The sequence below is a fragment of the Maricaulis sp. genome (genome assembly GCF_030149425.1).
Taxonomy (GTDB): domain Bacteria; phylum Pseudomonadota; class Alphaproteobacteria; order Caulobacterales; family Maricaulaceae; genus Maricaulis.
This window is the reverse complement of sequence record NZ_JASBRQ010000088.1, coordinates 101,697-117,522: the sequence shown is the minus strand read 5'-3', so window position 1 is coordinate 117,522 and position 15,826 is coordinate 101,697. Positions and strand designations below refer to the sequence as shown.

The following is a 15,826-nucleotide window of genomic DNA, read 5'->3' as shown; positions in this document are numbered from 1 at the left end:
CGTCCTGCTCTTTACGCTTGGCGGGTCAGAATGAAATCAACCGCCTTTTTTAACAAATTTGCTCGCTCACCGAAGGGATCAAGGTGTTCTTTCGCCTGCGCGGCCAAGTGTCGCGAACGATCCTTGGCGCCCTCAATGCCCAATGTGGTGACAAAGGTGGCTTTTCCTTGACCGGCATCCTTGCCCACGGCCTTGCCCGCCTCGTCTGCATTTCCGGTCGCGTCGAGAAGATCATCCGTGATCTGGTAGGCCAGACCGAGATCATGGGCGAAGCCTTCCAGCGACCGGCGGATGTGATCGTCGATATCCTTGAGCGCTGCAACCGCCTCGGCTGCAAAATTGATCAACGCCCCGGTCTTCATGCGGTGCATGCGGGTGACGACGGAAATGTCCAGCGTCTCGCTTTCGCCGATAATGTCGATCATCTGCCCGCCGACCATGCCGCCGGCGCCACTGGCCCTGGCCAGTTTCTCCACCAAGCGGGCGCGCACGCTGCCGCGCTGATGGGTGTCCGGATGGGCCAGGATTTCATAGGCGGAGGATTGCAGCGCATCGCCGGCCAGCACCGCCGTGGCCTCGTCATAGGCCTTGTGCACGGTCGGACGGCCGCGGCGCAGATCATCATCATCCATGCACGGCAGATCATCATGGATCAGCGAATAGGCGTGGATGCATTCCAGCGCGCAGCCGACGCGCAGCAGGCCGCGTTCATCGGCGCCGACAAGATTGCCGCACTCCATCACCAGGAAGGGCCGCAGCCGCTTGCCCGGCCCCAGCGCCGCATAGCGCATGGCCGAGTTGAGCCGGGCTTCCGGGCCTTCTGCGCGCGGCAAAAGGGCGTCGAGCGCAACCGTGATGCGGTCGGCGGTTTCGTTCAGGGCCTGCTCGAAGCTCTCGCTGGTCATCATCGTCCTTGTCGCCGGGCGCTGATCGCCCGGACCGGGTGGCAGATAGGCGGGACAAACATCCCCGAACGCTAAAACGAAACGCTAGTCCAGCCCGGCCGGTTCGGTGCTCACCGATCCGTCTTCGCCGCGCACGATTTTCTCGACCTTGAGCTCGGCATCCTTGAGCTTGCTGTCGCAATGGGCCCGCAGGGCTGCGCCGCGCTCGTAAATGGCGATCGACCGCTCCAGCTCGACCTCGCCGCTTTCCAGCTGTTGCACGATGCGCTCAAGCTCGGCCAGGGCCTGCTCGAAACTCATCCCGGCGATATCGGCATTGGGGGTGTCGGACATGTATGCGAACTCCAAAAGTCCGGCGCAGCATAGGCAGGGCGGACAGCCGCCGCAACGCGCTATCGCGCGCGATATTCATATTGGCGGTAAGACCAGTAGCTGTCGCCGCCATCGCGGACACAGTGCCAGCCGGCGGAACGGATATGCGGCCGCATCATGCGGTTGAACCAGCCATGAGCGCACAAGAGGACATGACCGTCCTGTGCCGCCTCAACCAGACGCGCTGCAGCCATGGCGGCGCGCGCCTCGGCTTCGGGCCGGCTCTCGCGGCCACGAGCAAAACCGAACCACCAGGAACAGCGGGCAAACACGCCCCAGGTTTTGGCCATGTAACGCCCCGGCATGGCCGGCGGCGGCAATTCGGCCTCGATGAACAGCGGATCAATGTCCAGCTCGCGGCCCGGCGCGGCGGCCTGGGCGGTTTCAATGGCGCGGGTCAGGGTCGAGGCATAGACGATATGGGCGTCGTCGGCGGCGGCCTTGAGCCCGTCCGGGGCGCTCTGCCCGGCGGCCAGGGAGGCCGGCTGGTAGATATTGTCCCACCAGTCCTCATAGCCGCGCCAGTCCAGCCGCGTCTCGCGGTTGGCGTCCGGCTGGCCGTGCCGTGCGATAGTGATACGGCCGGGGCGCTGTGAAGGCGTGGCTGACACGATGCGGACTTTCCGTGACCTGCAAGCGGGGCTCAGTTCAGCCTGCCGCGCCCCGCCGCGACCAGCCACTCATTCTTCATGCCGCTACAGCGCCGCAGCAAAAGCGGCGGCCGCCCGGCCAAGTGCGGGGCAGTCGTATCCGCCCTCCAGCACGGAGACAAGACGGGATTCCGCAGTTTCTTCGGCCACCTGCGCCAATTCCTGCGCGATCCAGGCATAATCGGGCTCGGTCAGCAGGAAACCGCCCAGCGGATCGTCCGCGTGCGCATCAAATCCGGCGGAGATAAAAATCATCTGCGGCTTGAACCGGCGCAGGGCCGGCAGGACTTCCGTTGTGAAATGCTGGCGCCAGACCAGAGCCGGGGTGGCGTCCGGCAGCGGGATGTTGAGCACATTGCCGTTAAGCCCGGTCTCCTTGCGCGTCCCCGTCCCCGGATAGAGCGGCGCCTGGTGCAGCGAGGCGAAGAAGACGCGGCCATCCTGTTCGGCCAGGCATTGCGAGCCATTGCCGTGATGCACATCGATGTCGACAATGGCGACACGCTCCAGCCCGTGCGCCTCCAGCGCGTGGCAGGCCCCGACAGCGACCGAGTTGAACAGGCAGAAGCCCATCGCCCGGTCCGGCTCGGCGTGATGGCCCGGCGGACGCGCCAGGCAGAAAGCGTGACGAGCCTCTCCCGCGATCACCCGGTCGACTGCCTCGATCACCCCGCCTGCGGCGTGCAAACCGGCCGCGGCCGAGCTCTCGGTGACCTGGGTATCGGCGTCGAGGGCGGCCCACTCGCCCTCCCCGACTGTGGCGATCGTGCCGAGGACATGGGCGACATGGCGCGCGGTATGGAAACGCTCCAGCTCGGTGCGTTGGGCTGCACGGCTGTCAATCCAGACCGCACCGGCAAGGCCGGCCAGCGCCGACCGGGCCGCATCATAGCGGCCCTGGTGCTCGGGATGGCCAGGCGGGACGGGATGCCCCGCACTGGCTGCACTGTCGATAATCAGGGCCGTCATGGCGTTAGTGCGAGAGGTTGGACAAATCCATCAGCTTCACCCCCGGAGGCGTCGGCGCATCCTCCTCTCCCGGCACGAAGAAGTCCGGCAGGAGATCGGTGCCCGGCGTGACGGCATATTGCTCGAAATCGGTCACGCCCTCGGAATACAGGAAGGTGTCGTCGATGAGGAAATTGCCGGTGAACTCGGCCGCCGGCTTGGTCAGCACGCGATAGGCGGTGTCGGCCAGGATTTCCGGCTTGCGGCACTGTTTCATCGCGTCGTCATTGGCGAGCACGTTGGAGATGGCGGCCGTGGCCACCGCCGTGCGCGGCCAGATCGCATTGGCCGCGATCTTGCCCTTGAACTCCTCGCCCCAGCCCAGCACACACAGGCTCATCTGGTATTTCGCACTGGTATAGGCCACGTGCGGTCCGAACCACATCGGGCGCATGTCGAGCGGCGGCGACAGGACCAGAATGTGCGGGTTCTCGGCCTTTTCCAGATGCGGCAGGCATTTCTGCGTTACCAGGAAGGTGCCACGGCCATTGACGCCATGCATCAGGTCATAGCGTTTCATCGGCACATCCTTGGTGCCGACCGGGAAGATGGCGGAGGCGTTGTTGACCACCGCATCAATGCCGCCGAAATGCTCGACCGCCTGGGCCACCGCATCCTCGACATTGGCCTCGTCACGGATATCGCATTTGACCGCAAGGGCCTTGCCGCCGGCCTTCTCGATCGCCTCCGCCGCGGTGTGGATTGTGCCTTCCAGGCGCGGGTGCGCGACGTCGGATTTGGCAGCAATGACAATATTGGCCCCATCGCGGGCGCAGCGCTCGGCGATGGCCAGGCCAATACCCCGGCTCGCACCGGTAATGAAAATCGTCTTGTCTTTAAGGCTCATCGCGCTCTCCCCGGCGAAGTTTGTCTTGCGGGGAAACTAGGGCGTGTTCACAGCCCGCGCCAGACCCGTCCTGTCGGACAATGCAAATCCTCGCTGCGGCGGCAGCGATTGAGCGTGAAGACCACGGTTTCGGCACGGCCGATCACATTGGCCAGCGGCACGAAGCCCGGCCCCATCGGATGACGGCTATCGACCGAGTGATCGCGGTTATCGCCCATCAGGAAAAGATGCCCCATGGGAACCGTGACCGGACCGAAATCATCAAGCTGTCCGGCATCTGAGCGCTCATAGATCGGGTGCGTGCGCCCGCCGCTCTGCGGCAGGGTCTCGGTGAAATGCGCCACATGCACACTGCCGGCAAAGGCGCCGTGCTCGCGATAACGGCGTTCATCCACGAGTTCGCGCTCGGCCTGTTCGCCGTTGATATAGAGCCGCCCGGCCCGCACCTCGACGACATCACCGCCAATGGCTGCGACCCGTTTGATCAGGACGATATCGGCGCGCGGCGATTGCAGCACAACGACATCACCGCGCCGGGGGTCGGCCCAGGCAATGCGGCCGTCCCAGTCTTCCGGCAACAGCTCGCCCAGCCCCAGCGGCAGGGAATGACGCGAATAGCCATAGGCCCATTTCGACACCGCGATCCGGTCGCCGACTTCCAGCGTCGGCTGCATGCTCTCGGAGGGGATGTAGTAGATGGCGAAAGCGGCCGAGGTCCAGACGAACCAGAGCGCCGCCACACCGGCCAGGAAATTGGTCAGCTCCTTGGCTTCGCGGATGTTGGAGCGCATCCAGCTGGGCATGCGCCGCAGCAGTTTGTAATGGGACGCCACGGTTTAAAGGCCCTGCCAGACGCGGCCGCGCGGGCAATAAAGCCCCTGTTCGCGACGGCAGCGCTCAAAGGTGAAGAGGACGGTCTCTGCCCGGCCGATCACATTGGCCAGCGGCACCAGGCCCGGCCCGCCCGGCGCGCGGCTGTCGCGCGAGGCGTCACGATTATCGCCCATGACGAAAACAGTCCCGGGCAGGACACGGACCGGTCCGTAATCATCCAGGGCATAATTGTCCGAGCGCTCGTAAATGGAGTGCTCGCGCCCGTCCGGCAGGCCTTCGACATAATGCGTGACGGTCTGGATCTGCTGGGTCGGGAATTCACGGTAATTGCGAATCTCGTCCAGCACCCGTTCGGCCGGCTCGTCATTGATATACAGGCGGCCACCGCGCACTTCGATGGTATCGCCGCCAATACCGATGACGCGCTTGATCAGATTGCGGGCGCGGCCATCGGGCTGGTTTTCATCGCGGAAGACGACAACATCACCGCGGCGCGGCGACCCCCAGGCCAGGCGCGCATTCCAGCTGTCCGGCAGGATGTATCCCAGCCCCAGCGGCAGGGAGTGACGCGAATAGCCATAGGCCCATTTCGACACTACGACCCGGTCGCCCACTTCCAGGGTCGGCTGCATGGATTGCGAAGGAATGTGGAAGACCGCAAAGCCGAGCGTGACCAGCACCAGATAGACAGCCGCCACACCACCGAGAAAGCGTGCGATTTCGAGGATCTCGCCGGCCGCACGATCGGCCAGGCGTTTCATCAGCGGATTCATTTCAGCTTCACCGCCGTTCCGTAGGCGAGAATTTCCGCCGAACCGTCCATTACCGTCGCCGTCGACAGGCGGAAGGTGATTACCGCATCAGCCCCCAGCTCCTGGGCATGACGCACCATGCGATCGAGCGCCTGCTCCCGCGATTCCGCCAGCAGCTTGGTGTATTCCGGCACCTCACCGCCGACCAGATTGCGCAGACCGGCGATGAAATCGCGGCCGAAGAAGCGCGCGCGCACGACATTGCCGCGGGCAACGCCGATCACGCTGTCAATCTCCCGGCCGGGCACATGGTCTGACATGGTGACGATAAGGCTCATGATGTTTTGTCTCCCGGCGGATTGTCAGCGCCGTGCTGTTCCGCTTCCAGATATTGTAAAGCCAGCCCGGCACCGAGCAATCCTGCGGTGATGAGCCAAAGCAGCGAGGCGGGATAGGGCAAGACCCAATCCAGGGCGAGATCGGCCAGCAGCAAGACCACGAAGGTGATACCGCCGCTCAGCAGCAATATCTGACTCCGGTTCTGCACTACCCATTTCACCACCAGGCCAACCCCGTCCGCGTGTGTGTCAGTCTTCCGATACGTCGAAAAGACTCCGTTACCAAGCCTCAAGCGCCAAGATTGCGCCGTTTTCGTGACATAGCGTGGCGGTATTGCTGCAGTGCGGCGGGGGAACCTCACCCGGCCGTTCCCGCTCGCAGCGTTCGCGACGGCCATGCTAGTGACAAGGCTGAAGGGAGATAAGCCTCAATGAGCGACACCATTATTGAACCGGGCAATGGGAAAACCGCCGATCGTGACGACAAACTCATGATCGCGTTGAACTATGTCCTGATGCTGATCGGCAATATCATTGGCGTGACGTCGATCATCGCCCTGATCATCGCCTATGCTCGTCGCGAAAATGCGCCCAATTGGCTGTTCTCACATTACGACTTCCAGATTCGCACCTTCTGGATCGCGCTGATCGGTATCATCGCCTGCACGGTGCTGATCTTCACCGTCATCCTCTCGCCCTTCGGGCTTTTGGGTTATGCCGCGATCTGGCTCTGGGTGCTGATCCGCAACGCTATCGGCCTGGTCCGCCTGATCGACGGCCGCGGCATCGCCCAGCCGCAGACCTACTGGGTCTAGGCGCGCGTCCGATAACAGTCTGTCATCCCCGACGCAGGCCCCGCGCAAGCGGGGCGCAGATCGGGGACCCAGCCATTTTTTTCGGGAGCTCTGCTCGTCGCCCGGCTTAAAGCCAGGCTCTCGTCAGGGATGACAGGCGCTCCAGATTGCGATCATTCCCCGATCGCGAAGCCGACCTCGGCAATCATGTCCATGCCCATGGTGATGTCGTCGACGCGTGACGGCGACAGGGCCAGAACGGCCTCGGCATAGAAATTGGCCAAGGCGATGCGCTGGGCTGCAAAGGCCGGGTCGCCGATATTTTCTTTCTGGCGGCGACGGGCCGCGACGGCACCAACGCACAACATCCAGCCGCCGATCACTTCCCCGGCGAGGGTCAGGAAGGGCGTAGCGCCGGCCAGCTTGTCCGACATGTCGCTGTCATTGAGCCAGGCGGCCGCTTCGCGCAGCGCGTCGAGACCATCCTCCAGACGTTCTGCCAGCGGCGGCAGGTCCGGGTGGGACGAGGTCGAGCAGGCTTCAATCGTCTGCTGGATGTCGTCATAGAGTTCGGTGAAAGCCGCCCCCCCGGCCATGGACAGTTTGCGGCCGGCCAGGTCCATCGCCTGGATGGCATTGGTGCCTTCATAGATCGGGGCAATACGGGCATCGCGCAGGTGCTGGGCCGCGCCGGTTTCCTCGATAAAGCCCATACCGCCATGGATCTGGATGCCGAGCGAAGCCACTTCGACACCGATATCGGTAGACCACGCCTTGGCGATCGGAGTGAGCAATTCTTCGCGCCGCTTGGCCGCTGCACGCTCATCCTCCTCGGCGCCATATTCGGCAAGGTCGGCGGCAACAGCACAGGACAGGCAGATGGCTCGCGAGGCTTCGATCTTCGCCTTCATCATCGCCAGCGTGCGCTGGATGTCGGGATGGTTGATGATGGCATGCGGCGCCGGGCCGTCCGCTTCCGGTGCCCGGCCCTGCTTGCGCTCCTTGGCGTAGCCGAGCGCCTGCTGATAGGCGCGCTCAGCGATCCCCACGCCCTGAACACCGACATTGAGGCGGGCCGAGTTCATCATCGTGAACATGCAGCGCATGCCGTTATTCTCGCCGCCGATCAGCCAGCCCTTGGCGCCGGCATATTCCATCGTGCAGGTCGGAGAACCGTGAATGCCCAGCTTGTGCTCCAGGCCGATCGCCTGCAGCGAATTGCGCGTTCCATCCTCGAGCACCTTCGGCACGATAAACAGCGAGATGCCCTTGGTGCCCTCCGGCGAACCCGGCGTACGCGCCAGCACGAGGTGGATGATATTGTCGGTACAGTCGTGCTCGCCCCAAGTGATGTAGATCTTCTGCCCGGACACGGCCCAGGAGCCGTCCGCATTGGGTTCGGCCTTGGTCCGCAGCGCACCCACATCGGAGCCGGCCTGCGGCTCGGTCAGATTCATCGTCGCCGTCCACTCACCGGTCAGCAGCTTGGGCAGGTATTGATCGCGCTGTTCCGGCGTGCCGTGTGACAGCAGAGCTTCAATCGCGCCATAGGTCAGCATCGGGCCGAGACCGAAGGCCATGTTGGAGGACTGGATCATTTCCAGCACCGCGACACCAAGCGCACGCGGCAGGCCCATACCGCCCGCCTCGGCGGGGAATTGCAGCCCCTGCCAGCCGCCTTCGACGAACTGGGCATAGGCTTCCTTGAACCCGTCCGGTGTGGTGACTTCACCATTCTCGAGCGTGCAGCCCTTGAGATCGCCGACGCGATTGAGCGGGCCCAGCACATCGCCGGACAGCTTGGCAGCCTCGTCGAGGATCGCCCCGGTCAGGTCATCCGTGAATTCATGGAAAGCCCCGCCGGACTTGACCGTATCAACAGCGGCCACTTCCTCGAGCGCAAAACGCAAATCTTCGACCGGTGCGCGGTAATCCATTTTTTCTCTCCCAACCGTGTTGGGGGCGAAGATAACCTCCGCGGCGAAACTTGCGAGCCTGGAAACAGTGATTTTCTGTCGCAGCCGCGAGATTGTGCTTTTCCGGTTTCGCCAACCGCCTACATTGTCGGCTATGAGACTGCACGCTTTAGCCCTCGCCCTGCCGCTCTTCATCGCGGCCTGCGCCACACCGACAACAGACCCGGCGCGCCTGCCTGCAGGGCAATGGGAGCTGGACCAGGGGCATGCCAGCGTCGTCTGGCGCGTGCGCCATCTCGGCCTGTCCTGGTATACCGGCCGCTTCGACAGCCTGCGCGCCAGCCTCGATTTTGATGCCGAGCGCCCGGACGAGGCTCAGCTTACAGCGATTATCGACACCGCATCGATCTCTACCGGCGATAGCGACTTCGACCGCACCCTGGCGCAGGACTGGTTCAATGCCGAGCGCCACCCCGAGATCCGCTTCACCTCGAACCGTATCGAGATCACCGGTGAGACCACCGGCCGCGCCTATGGCACGCTGCGCCTCAATGGCCGCACGGAGGAGACGGTGATGGAGATCGAATTCTATGGCGGCCTGTTCAATTTGCTGGAAGGGCGCAATACGATCGGTTTCGGCGCCGACATGGTCATCGACCGCTCCGCCTTCGGCATCGGCAATCTGCCCGAGACTGTGCTGGGCCGCGAAATCCGCATCCGCATTGAGGCGGAATTCCTTGAGGGAGGAGAATAATGCGCGACGTTTATAGCCCGATTGCGATTACCCTGCACTGGATCCTGGCCGTGCTTTTGATCTCCATGGTGTTTTTCGGCTGGTATATGGAAGGTCTGCAAGAACGCATGCTGGCCGGCGAAGGTGTCGCGCTGAGCGATGTTCAATTCGCCTATAACGCCCACAAGACCACCGGCCTTTTCATCCTCGCCCTGAGCCTGTTCCGGCTCGGCTGGCGCCTGACCCACCCGGCACCGGCGCTGCCCGCCGGCATGAAGCCCCATGAAGTCTGGATCGCCAAGGCGACGCATTGGGGCTTTTACGCGCTGATGATCGGCCTGCCGCTGGGGGGCTGGGCCGCAGCATCCGCCACGCCCTTCCCGACGCTCCTGTTCAATAATCCCGAACTGGTCCTGCCCAAGCTCCCGGTGCCGCAGACCGAGGAATTCGCCGCCTTTGCCGGCAGCGCCCATGGCGCCGGCGGCTGGGCCATCCTGATCCTCTCCGGCCTGCATGTCGCCGCCGCGCTCAAACACCAGTTCATCGACCGCGATAATCTTGTCGCCCGCATGATCCCCCTGCTCAAAAGGTAATCCCCCCATGTTGCGTTCCGCCCTCGCTGCCCTGCTGCTCACCGCCTCCCCCGCCCTCGCCCAGGACTGGACTGTGGACCCTGAGGCCAGCCGTGTCGGATTTGAGACCTCGGCCTTCGGCTCGACCGTGACCGGCGCCTTTGACCAGTGGAGCGCCGAAATCACGCTGGATCCCGCCGACCTCACCAGCGCGCGTATTGATGCGACGGTCAGTGTGGCGACGGGCTCGACCGGCAATGGCCAGCTCGACCAGTCAATGCTGTCGGCAGAGGGCCTGGCCCCGGAGAGCCATGCCCTGGCGCGCTTCACGTCCAGCGATATCCGGGCCGCAGGAGACGGGTATGAGGCGCATGGCACGCTCAATATCCGCGGCGCCGACCAGGCGGTTGTCCTGCCCTTCACCCTCGCCATTGCTGACGGGCGCGCTATTGCCGATGGCGCGCTGGAGATTGCCCGCCTGGACTATGGTGTCGGCGATGCCAGCTGGGGCGAAACCGCGGCCAGCGTCACCATCGTGCTGCATATCGAGGCCGATGCGGCTGAATAGGCGCACAACAGGCTTGTCTTGCCACACCGCTTGGCGCTAGCTCGGCCCATGTCTGCCACCATCCTGCCTGCCAGCGAGACCACCGCCATCACCCGCGCTGCCGACATCCTGCGCGACGGCGGGCTTGTGGCCATGCCGACCGAGACCGTCTACGGGCTGGCCGGGGATGCGGGCAATGGCGAGGCAGTGGCGCGGATCTACGCAGCCAAGGGCCGGCCGAGCTTCAACCCGCTGATCGCCCATGTCTCCGGCGCGGACATGGCGGAACGGCTGGTTGAGATCCCGCCCCTCGCGCGCCGCTTGATGGAGGCGTTCTGGCCCGGGCCGCTGACCCTGGTTCTGCCCAAGCGCGATGAGGCGCCGATCTCTGACCTCGCCAATGCCGGTCTCGACACGGTCGCCATCCGGTGTCCCCGGCACAGCGCCGCACGCGCACTGATCGAGGCCGCAAACCGCCCCCTGGTCGCCCCCAGCGCCAACCCGTCCGGCGCCGTCAGCCCGACCAAGGCGGACCATGTAGCAACCGGTTTGGGTGACAAGATCGACATCATTCTCGATGGCGGCGACTGCCCGGTCGGACTGGAAAGCGCGGTCGTCGCCGTGGACGGCGACACCGCCACCCTTCTGCGCCCCGGCGGCCTGGATCGCGAAGCCATTGAAGCCATTACCGGTCCGCTGCAGACCGCCGGTCAGAGCGACGCCCCCGCCAGCCCCGGCATGCTGAAGAGCCACTACGCCCCCGGTGCAGCCGTCCGCCTTAATGCGCGCGCAGCCGGTCCGGGCGAACTGCTGTTGGGATTTGGCGAAATCTCCGGTGACCTCAACCTGTCGGCGACCGGTGATTTGACCGAAGCCGCGGCGCGCCTGTTCTCCGCCCTGCGCGAACTCGACGCCCGCGGCGCAGACACCATTGCCGTCGCGCCCATACCCGGGCACGGTCTCGGCGAAGCCATCAATGACCGCCTGCGCCGTGCCGCAGCCCCGAGAGACGCGACATGACCGAGATCTCCGCCGACACTATTGACCGCCTCAAATCCGCTCTCGGCCCCAAGGGCTGGAGCCAGGATGCACACGAGATCGAACCGCATGTGAAGGACTGGCGCGGGCGCTATCAGGGGCATTCGCCCATCCTGCTCAAGCCGGGCTCGACGCAAGAGGTTGCCGCAGCTGTAAAAATCTGCGCCGAGGCCGGGATCGCCATTACGCCCCAGGGCGGCAATACCTCGCTGTGCGGCGCCTCTACCCCGCAAGGCGAAGTGCTGATCTCGCTGAAACGCGTGAACCAGGTACGCGAGATTGACGCGGCCAATGATTCCATGACGGTTGAAGCCGGCTGCATCCTTGAAACCCTGCAGAACACGGCGGCGGAGGCCAATAGGCTCTTCCCCCTGTCGCTAGGCTCGCAAGGCTCGGCCATGATTGGCGGGCTGATCTCGACCAATGCCGGCGGTGTGCATGTGCTGCGCTATGGCATGACCCGCGACCTGGTGCTGGGTCTGGAAGCGGTGTTGCCCAATGGCGAGATCTGGTCCGGTCTGACCGGCCTGCGCAAGGACAATACCGGCTATGATCTCAAGCAATTGCTGATCGGGGCGGAGGGCACGCTGGGCATTATCACCGCCGCGACGCTGAAGCTTTTCCCGCGCCCGGCCCGCTTGGAGCTCGCCTTTTGCGGGCTCAGCTCCGCCGATGATGCGGTGCAATTCCTGAGCCTGGCCAAACAGGCCTCCGGCGGCGCTGTCACGGCCTTTGAAATCATGCCGCGCAATGCCCTCGACCTGGTGCTCGAACACGTTCCCGGGACCCGCAACCCGCTGGAAGGCCGGCATGACTGGTATGTTGTCTGCGAAATGAGTTTCGCCCGCGAAGACGGTGCCCGCGACACGCTGGAAGCGGCTCTGGGCGAGGCTTTCGAGCAAGGCCTGATCGCCGATGCCGCGATCGCCGAGAATGACAGCCAGCAGCATGATTTCTGGCGCCTGCGCGAAACCATTGCTGAGGCCGAACGGGCCCATGGCAAGGCGCTCAAGCACGACATCTCCATCCCGGTCTCAAAAATGCCGGCCTTTATGAACCGGGCAACCGAGACCGTTGAACGCGACTACCCGCAGGCCGAGGTGATCGCCTTCGGCCATGTCGGCGACGGCAATGTTCACTTCAACATCATGGCCCGTGAGACCGGCGCCGGGGATGAATTCCTCGCCGGCATCAAGCCCGCCTCGGACATTGTCTATGATCTCGTCGACCAGTATGGCGGCTCGATCTCAGCCGAGCACGGCATCGGCATTCTGAAGCGCGAAGAACTGGCCCGCCGCAAGCCGATCGATGTGACAGTCATGCGGGCCATCAAACAGGCCCTCGACCCGCACGGGATCATGAATCCGCGGGTCTTGCTGGGCTGATCGGGTTCGGTGGCTGAGCCGGCCGAATTAAACCGCCCAGCGCAGGGTTGAGGTGCCCCGGATAAACCGGGGCATGACGGAATTTTGAGACGTTTGCGACACACACAAGACCGCTATCCCCCGGTTTATCCGGGGGAGCTCAAAACAGACCACGCCAAAGATCGCGCCACTCGGGATTTTCGGCTTCGATCAGATTGACCTTCCACTGCCGGGGCCATTTCTTGATCCGCCGCTCACGCTGGTTGGCCTCGACCAGAGACCAATGCCGCTCCCACCAAATCAGGGATGTACAGCTATACTTGGTCGTGAAGCGGGCCCCCTCACCCATCTTGTGCTGGCCAACCCGGCGAACAAGATTCTTGGTCACACCGGTATAGATTGGCCCATCAAAACGGCTGCTCATCATATAGACAGCGATGATGTTCTCGGCATCTCGATCCGCGACGCAGAACGGGTTTTGCGGGGTTGTGCCTTCGATGTGCGGGGAGAGTTCATACGGATAGCGCAGCGTTGAGGTGCCCCGGATAAACCGGGGCATGACGGTGGCTGAAAGAGACTGCTTCACCCCTTCACAGCGTTCAGATACTCCCGCCCGAAATCGATCTTCAGCGCGGCCCAGAGCGGCAGGTGATCGGACATCTGGTGGGTGCGCCAATAAGTCTTGAAATAGCTGGCTTTGCCGGCCGCATCGCGGGCCTCGCCTTTTGAATTCTCGTGATAGCGCTTGCCCATGGCATCGATATAGAGCGCCTCATCCTGTTCGCGGTAGACGACATCGAAAAAGTTGAAGGCGCCGGCCTTGATCAGCTGGTCGGCGGGCGCTTTCGGGGTCATGAAGGCAATCTGGTCAAAGAAGCGCTCTTTCTTGCCGACATTGGTGACCTGTTGCAGCGCGTCGGGGATGGTGAAGCCCTCATCGGTGAGCGCCTGGAAAGTGACATCATCCGGATCGAAAATATTGAAATCGCCCAGCAGGATGATGTTTTCGGCCCAGGCGTGCTTTTGCCCGGCCCGCTCGGCCATGGTTTTGGCGATCTGACGGATTTCCTTTTCCCGTTCCGGGTCTTCCGCCCTGGAGGTGCCATAGACGATATGCACGGTGGAAAGCATGAATTTGAACCAACCCGCCTCGAAACCGACGAGATAGGGCGTCCGGGCGAGCTGTTTGACCGGGGTATAGACCTTCTTGCGGTTGGCATCGCGGGTCTCGATCGGCGGTAGCACCACCTCACCCGCCAGCCCGCCAAACCGCACCTTGCGGGTGTCGTAGAAGAAGGCCATCCGCTCCTTATTGCCCTTGGTGCCACCGGTGACATCGGTCACCAGATAATTCCACCATCGACCGAGAAGGCCGCGAAGCTTGTCGAGCGGCTCGGTTTCCAGGCGGACCTCCTGGATGGCGACAATATCGAAACGGGAGATGATCTCGGCGATGTAGTGATAAGGCTCGGACCTGCGTTTTCCGTAGGCCGGACTATCAAATTCGCGGATATTCCAGGTCGCCAGCAACAAGGTATCGTCCAGCGTCTTGGCTGGAATTTCCGCGCTCAGTTTTTCGTCCAGCGCCAGCAAACGCTCCGCGGTGCGGGCATCTTCCGGTTTGGATTTGTCGAGGTCGTAAAAGAATGGCATCGCGTCCCCCTTTAGCGAAGCTGCACGATACTACCTAAGCGCGATGCAGACCACTGGAATCGCCCGGGTGCGAGACCTATGTTGGGGCCAAGAAGGAGATTCGATCCATGCTGGTTTTGTTGTCGCCCGCCAAGAACATGAATTTCGACCCGCTGGAGCGCGATCTGCCCGCGACCACGCCGGCGTTGATCGACGAAACACGTATCCTGTCGAAAACCACGCGCGGGCTGAGCGCGTCCAAGATCAAGGCGATGATGGGCATCTCTGACGACCTCGCCCAGCTCAACCGCGAACGTTTCCAGGCTTTCGATGCAGAACAGCCCGGTGAGAAACAGGCCGCCTTCGCCTTTAATGGCGAGGTTTATCGCGGTCTCGATGCGGCCAGCCTGTCCGAGGACGACCTCAACTGGGCCCAGGACCACCTGCGCCTTCTGTCGGGCATGTATGGCACGCTGAAACCGCTCGATGCCATTCACCCCTACCGCCTGGAAATGGGCCGCAAGCTGCACACCCGCCGCGGCGAGAGCCTGTATGATTTCTGGGGCACGCTGATCGCCAAGGATCTCAACGCCGCCATGGAGGGCGAGGACGAGCCGGTCGTTTTGAACCTGGCCTCGAACGAGTATTTCAAGTCCGTCGACAAGAAAGCACTCAAGGCCAAGGTCATCACCGCCACCTTCAAGGAAGAAAAAGACGGCCAACTCCGCGCCCTCATGGTCTACGCCAAGAAGGCCCGCGGCATGATGGCCCGCTGGGTGATCGAAAACCGCGTCACCGACCCGGCTGATCTGGTCAAGTTTGATGCGGGCGGGTACCGCTTCGTCGAAGACGGCTCCAAGCCCGGCGACCTCTTGTTCACCCGCCCGCAACCGGCTGCGGCGGGGAAGAGGGCGGCTTAGACGGTCACTTCCGGAGGATGCGGCGTGATGAACTCCAGCCCGCGCCCAGGCACAATCAAATTCCTCAGCGGCACGATTGATCGTGAAAACTATCGGATTGCCAACGCTGAGTTTGATGTCCTCGCAAGCGACCGCGCGCTCGCTTATCTGCTGGACGGCGAGCCTTCAGAATCCTTGGGCGTGAACGTCGTTCCGAATAATCCGGGAGCAATCAAGTCAGCTGATGGATGTGGAATTCATCGGGTGTTTGTCAGATCGCACGGTAATCGGGGCTTCACATATCAGCCGAACCATCATGTCGAAGTCTACGAGATCCTCGCCGCACCCGACGAACTCGCCTCCGATTTGCGCCGCGCCATGCGCCTGCGAGTCCGCGCGATTGGGCAGGCGATCCTCAACGTCACATAACGATTTCAGTCTCTCCACTCTCCTCTCTTCCTGTGTTATGGTCCAAGGGCCGCCGGGGACAGGTGCCTCTGCCCCCTTTGGCCGCCCTTTAGGCGATTGAGATACGGATAACGACCTTCCAGCCGCCTATCCGTTCTCTTTTCACCAGAAGGACGAGAGAGCATTTCGGTAAACGAAACAAATCTCCCTCCTTGGA

General features: G+C 63.1%; 20 protein-coding genes. 8 read left to right on the top strand and 12 right to left on the bottom strand.

Annotation, left to right across the window (positions count from 1 at the left end; genetic code table 11):
• Positions 1 to 11 precede the first annotated feature (11 nt).
• From Q1V57_RS15760 to Q1V57_RS15720, 9 genes are all read right to left on the bottom strand, one after another.
• On the bottom strand, positions 12 to 908 hold the full coding sequence (locus tag Q1V57_RS15760; RefSeq protein WP_300532725.1) for a polyprenyl synthetase family protein: 897 nt from the start codon (positions 906 to 908) through the stop codon (positions 12 to 14).
• Between the two features lie 81 nt (positions 909 to 989).
• Positions 990 to 1,238, bottom strand: a complete 249-nt coding sequence (locus Q1V57_RS15755) for an exodeoxyribonuclease VII small subunit (protein WP_300532723.1) — start codon at positions 1,236 to 1,238, stop codon at positions 990 to 992.
• 59 nt (positions 1,239 to 1,297) lie between these two features.
• Positions 1,298 to 1,888 carry a histidine phosphatase family protein gene (locus tag Q1V57_RS15750; protein WP_300532721.1) on the bottom strand — a complete coding sequence of 197 codons (591 nt, stop codon included), beginning with the start codon at positions 1,886 to 1,888 and terminating at the stop codon, positions 1,298 to 1,300.
• Positions 1,889 to 1,972: 84 nt separating this feature from the next.
• Complete coding sequence (locus tag Q1V57_RS15745; protein WP_300532719.1) at positions 1,973 to 2,896, bottom strand: histone deacetylase family protein; 924 nt, start codon at positions 2,894 to 2,896, stop codon at positions 1,973 to 1,975.
• 4 nt (positions 2,897 to 2,900) lie between these two features.
• A complete protein-coding gene (locus Q1V57_RS15740; protein ID WP_300532717.1) occupies positions 2,901 to 3,782 on the bottom strand; it encodes an NAD(P)-dependent oxidoreductase in 882 nt (293 codons plus the stop codon).
• A 47-nt stretch (positions 3,783 to 3,829) separates the two neighbouring features.
• Positions 3,830 to 4,615 carry a signal peptidase I gene (gene lepB / locus Q1V57_RS15735; protein ID WP_300532715.1) on the bottom strand — a complete coding sequence of 262 codons (786 nt, stop codon included), beginning with the start codon at positions 4,613 to 4,615 and terminating at the stop codon, positions 3,830 to 3,832.
• 3 nt (positions 4,616 to 4,618) lie between these two features.
• Entirely contained in the window at positions 4,619 to 5,389 is a 771-nt protein-coding gene (gene lepB / locus Q1V57_RS15730) for a signal peptidase I (RefSeq protein WP_300532713.1), read from the bottom strand.
• A complete protein-coding gene (locus tag Q1V57_RS15725) occupies positions 5,386 to 5,706 on the bottom strand; it encodes a YbjQ family protein (RefSeq protein WP_300532711.1) in 321 nt (106 codons plus the stop codon). The genes lepB (Q1V57_RS15730) and Q1V57_RS15725 overlap by 4 nt, the downstream gene beginning before the upstream one ends.
• Positions 5,703 to 5,894 carry a hypothetical protein gene (locus tag Q1V57_RS15720; protein WP_300532709.1) on the bottom strand — a complete coding sequence of 64 codons (192 nt, stop codon included), beginning with the start codon at positions 5,892 to 5,894 and terminating at the stop codon, positions 5,703 to 5,705. The genes Q1V57_RS15725 and Q1V57_RS15720 overlap by 4 nt, the downstream gene beginning before the upstream one ends.
• Before the next feature lie 243 nt (positions 5,895 to 6,137).
• On the opposite strand from Q1V57_RS15720, the gene Q1V57_RS15715 reads away from it, so the two are divergent.
• A complete protein-coding gene (locus tag Q1V57_RS15715; RefSeq protein ID WP_300532708.1) occupies positions 6,138 to 6,521 on the top strand; it encodes a hypothetical protein in 384 nt (127 codons plus the stop codon).
• 152 nt (positions 6,522 to 6,673) lie between these two features.
• Here the strand turns inward: Q1V57_RS15715 and Q1V57_RS15710 are convergent, their stop codons facing one another.
• A complete protein-coding gene (locus Q1V57_RS15710) occupies positions 6,674 to 8,437 on the bottom strand; it encodes an acyl-CoA dehydrogenase (protein ID WP_300532706.1) in 1,764 nt (587 codons plus the stop codon).
• 133 nt (positions 8,438 to 8,570) lie between these two features.
• Between Q1V57_RS15710 and Q1V57_RS15705 the strand changes: the two genes are divergently transcribed.
• Genes Q1V57_RS15705 through Q1V57_RS15685 form a run of 5 tightly spaced genes read left to right on the top strand, consistent with a single transcriptional unit; the run spans position 8,571 to position 12,691 of the window.
• A complete protein-coding gene (locus tag Q1V57_RS15705; RefSeq protein ID WP_300532705.1) occupies positions 8,571 to 9,170 on the top strand; it encodes a YceI family protein in 600 nt (199 codons plus the stop codon).
• Positions 9,170 to 9,742 (top strand): cytochrome b, encoded by a 573-nt coding sequence (locus Q1V57_RS15700; protein WP_300532703.1) that lies wholly within the window; start codon positions 9,170 to 9,172, stop codon positions 9,740 to 9,742. Before Q1V57_RS15705 ends, Q1V57_RS15700 begins: the two co-directional genes overlap by 1 nt.
• A 7-nt stretch (positions 9,743 to 9,749) precedes the next feature.
• Positions 9,750 to 10,289, top strand: a complete 540-nt coding sequence (locus tag Q1V57_RS15695) for a YceI family protein (protein ID WP_300532701.1) — start codon at positions 9,750 to 9,752, stop codon at positions 10,287 to 10,289.
• Positions 10,290 to 10,337: 48 nt separating this feature from the next.
• A complete protein-coding gene (locus tag Q1V57_RS15690; RefSeq protein ID WP_300532699.1) occupies positions 10,338 to 11,288 on the top strand; it encodes an L-threonylcarbamoyladenylate synthase in 951 nt (316 codons plus the stop codon).
• Positions 11,285 to 12,691, top strand: a complete 1,407-nt coding sequence (locus tag Q1V57_RS15685; protein WP_300532698.1) for an FAD-binding oxidoreductase — start codon at positions 11,285 to 11,287, stop codon at positions 12,689 to 12,691. The genes Q1V57_RS15690 and Q1V57_RS15685 overlap by 4 nt, the downstream gene beginning before the upstream one ends.
• Positions 12,692 to 12,830: 139 nt before the next feature.
• Here Q1V57_RS15685 and Q1V57_RS15680 read toward each other — a convergent pair whose 3' ends face one another.
• Positions 12,831 to 13,229, bottom strand: coding sequence for a GIY-YIG nuclease family protein (locus Q1V57_RS15680; protein ID WP_300532696.1), 399 nt, complete (start codon positions 13,227 to 13,229; stop codon positions 12,831 to 12,833).
• 23 nt (positions 13,230 to 13,252) lie between these two features.
• The gene (locus tag Q1V57_RS15675) at positions 13,253 to 14,323 is read right to left on the bottom strand and encodes an endonuclease/exonuclease/phosphatase family protein (RefSeq protein ID WP_300532694.1); all 1,071 of its coding nucleotides are present in this window, start codon (positions 14,321 to 14,323) and stop codon (positions 13,253 to 13,255) included.
• A 107-nt stretch (positions 14,324 to 14,430) separates the two neighbouring features.
• Here Q1V57_RS15675 and yaaA point away from each other — a divergent pair, with 107 nt between their 5' ends.
• Positions 14,431 to 15,222, top strand: a complete 792-nt coding sequence (gene yaaA, locus Q1V57_RS15670) for a peroxide stress protein YaaA (protein WP_300532692.1) — start codon at positions 14,431 to 14,433, stop codon at positions 15,220 to 15,222.
• Positions 15,223 to 15,249: 27 nt separating this feature from the next.
• Complete coding sequence (locus tag Q1V57_RS15665) at positions 15,250 to 15,630, top strand: hypothetical protein (RefSeq protein ID WP_300532690.1); 381 nt, start codon at positions 15,250 to 15,252, stop codon at positions 15,628 to 15,630.
• Positions 15,631 to 15,826: the final 196 nt, after the last annotated feature.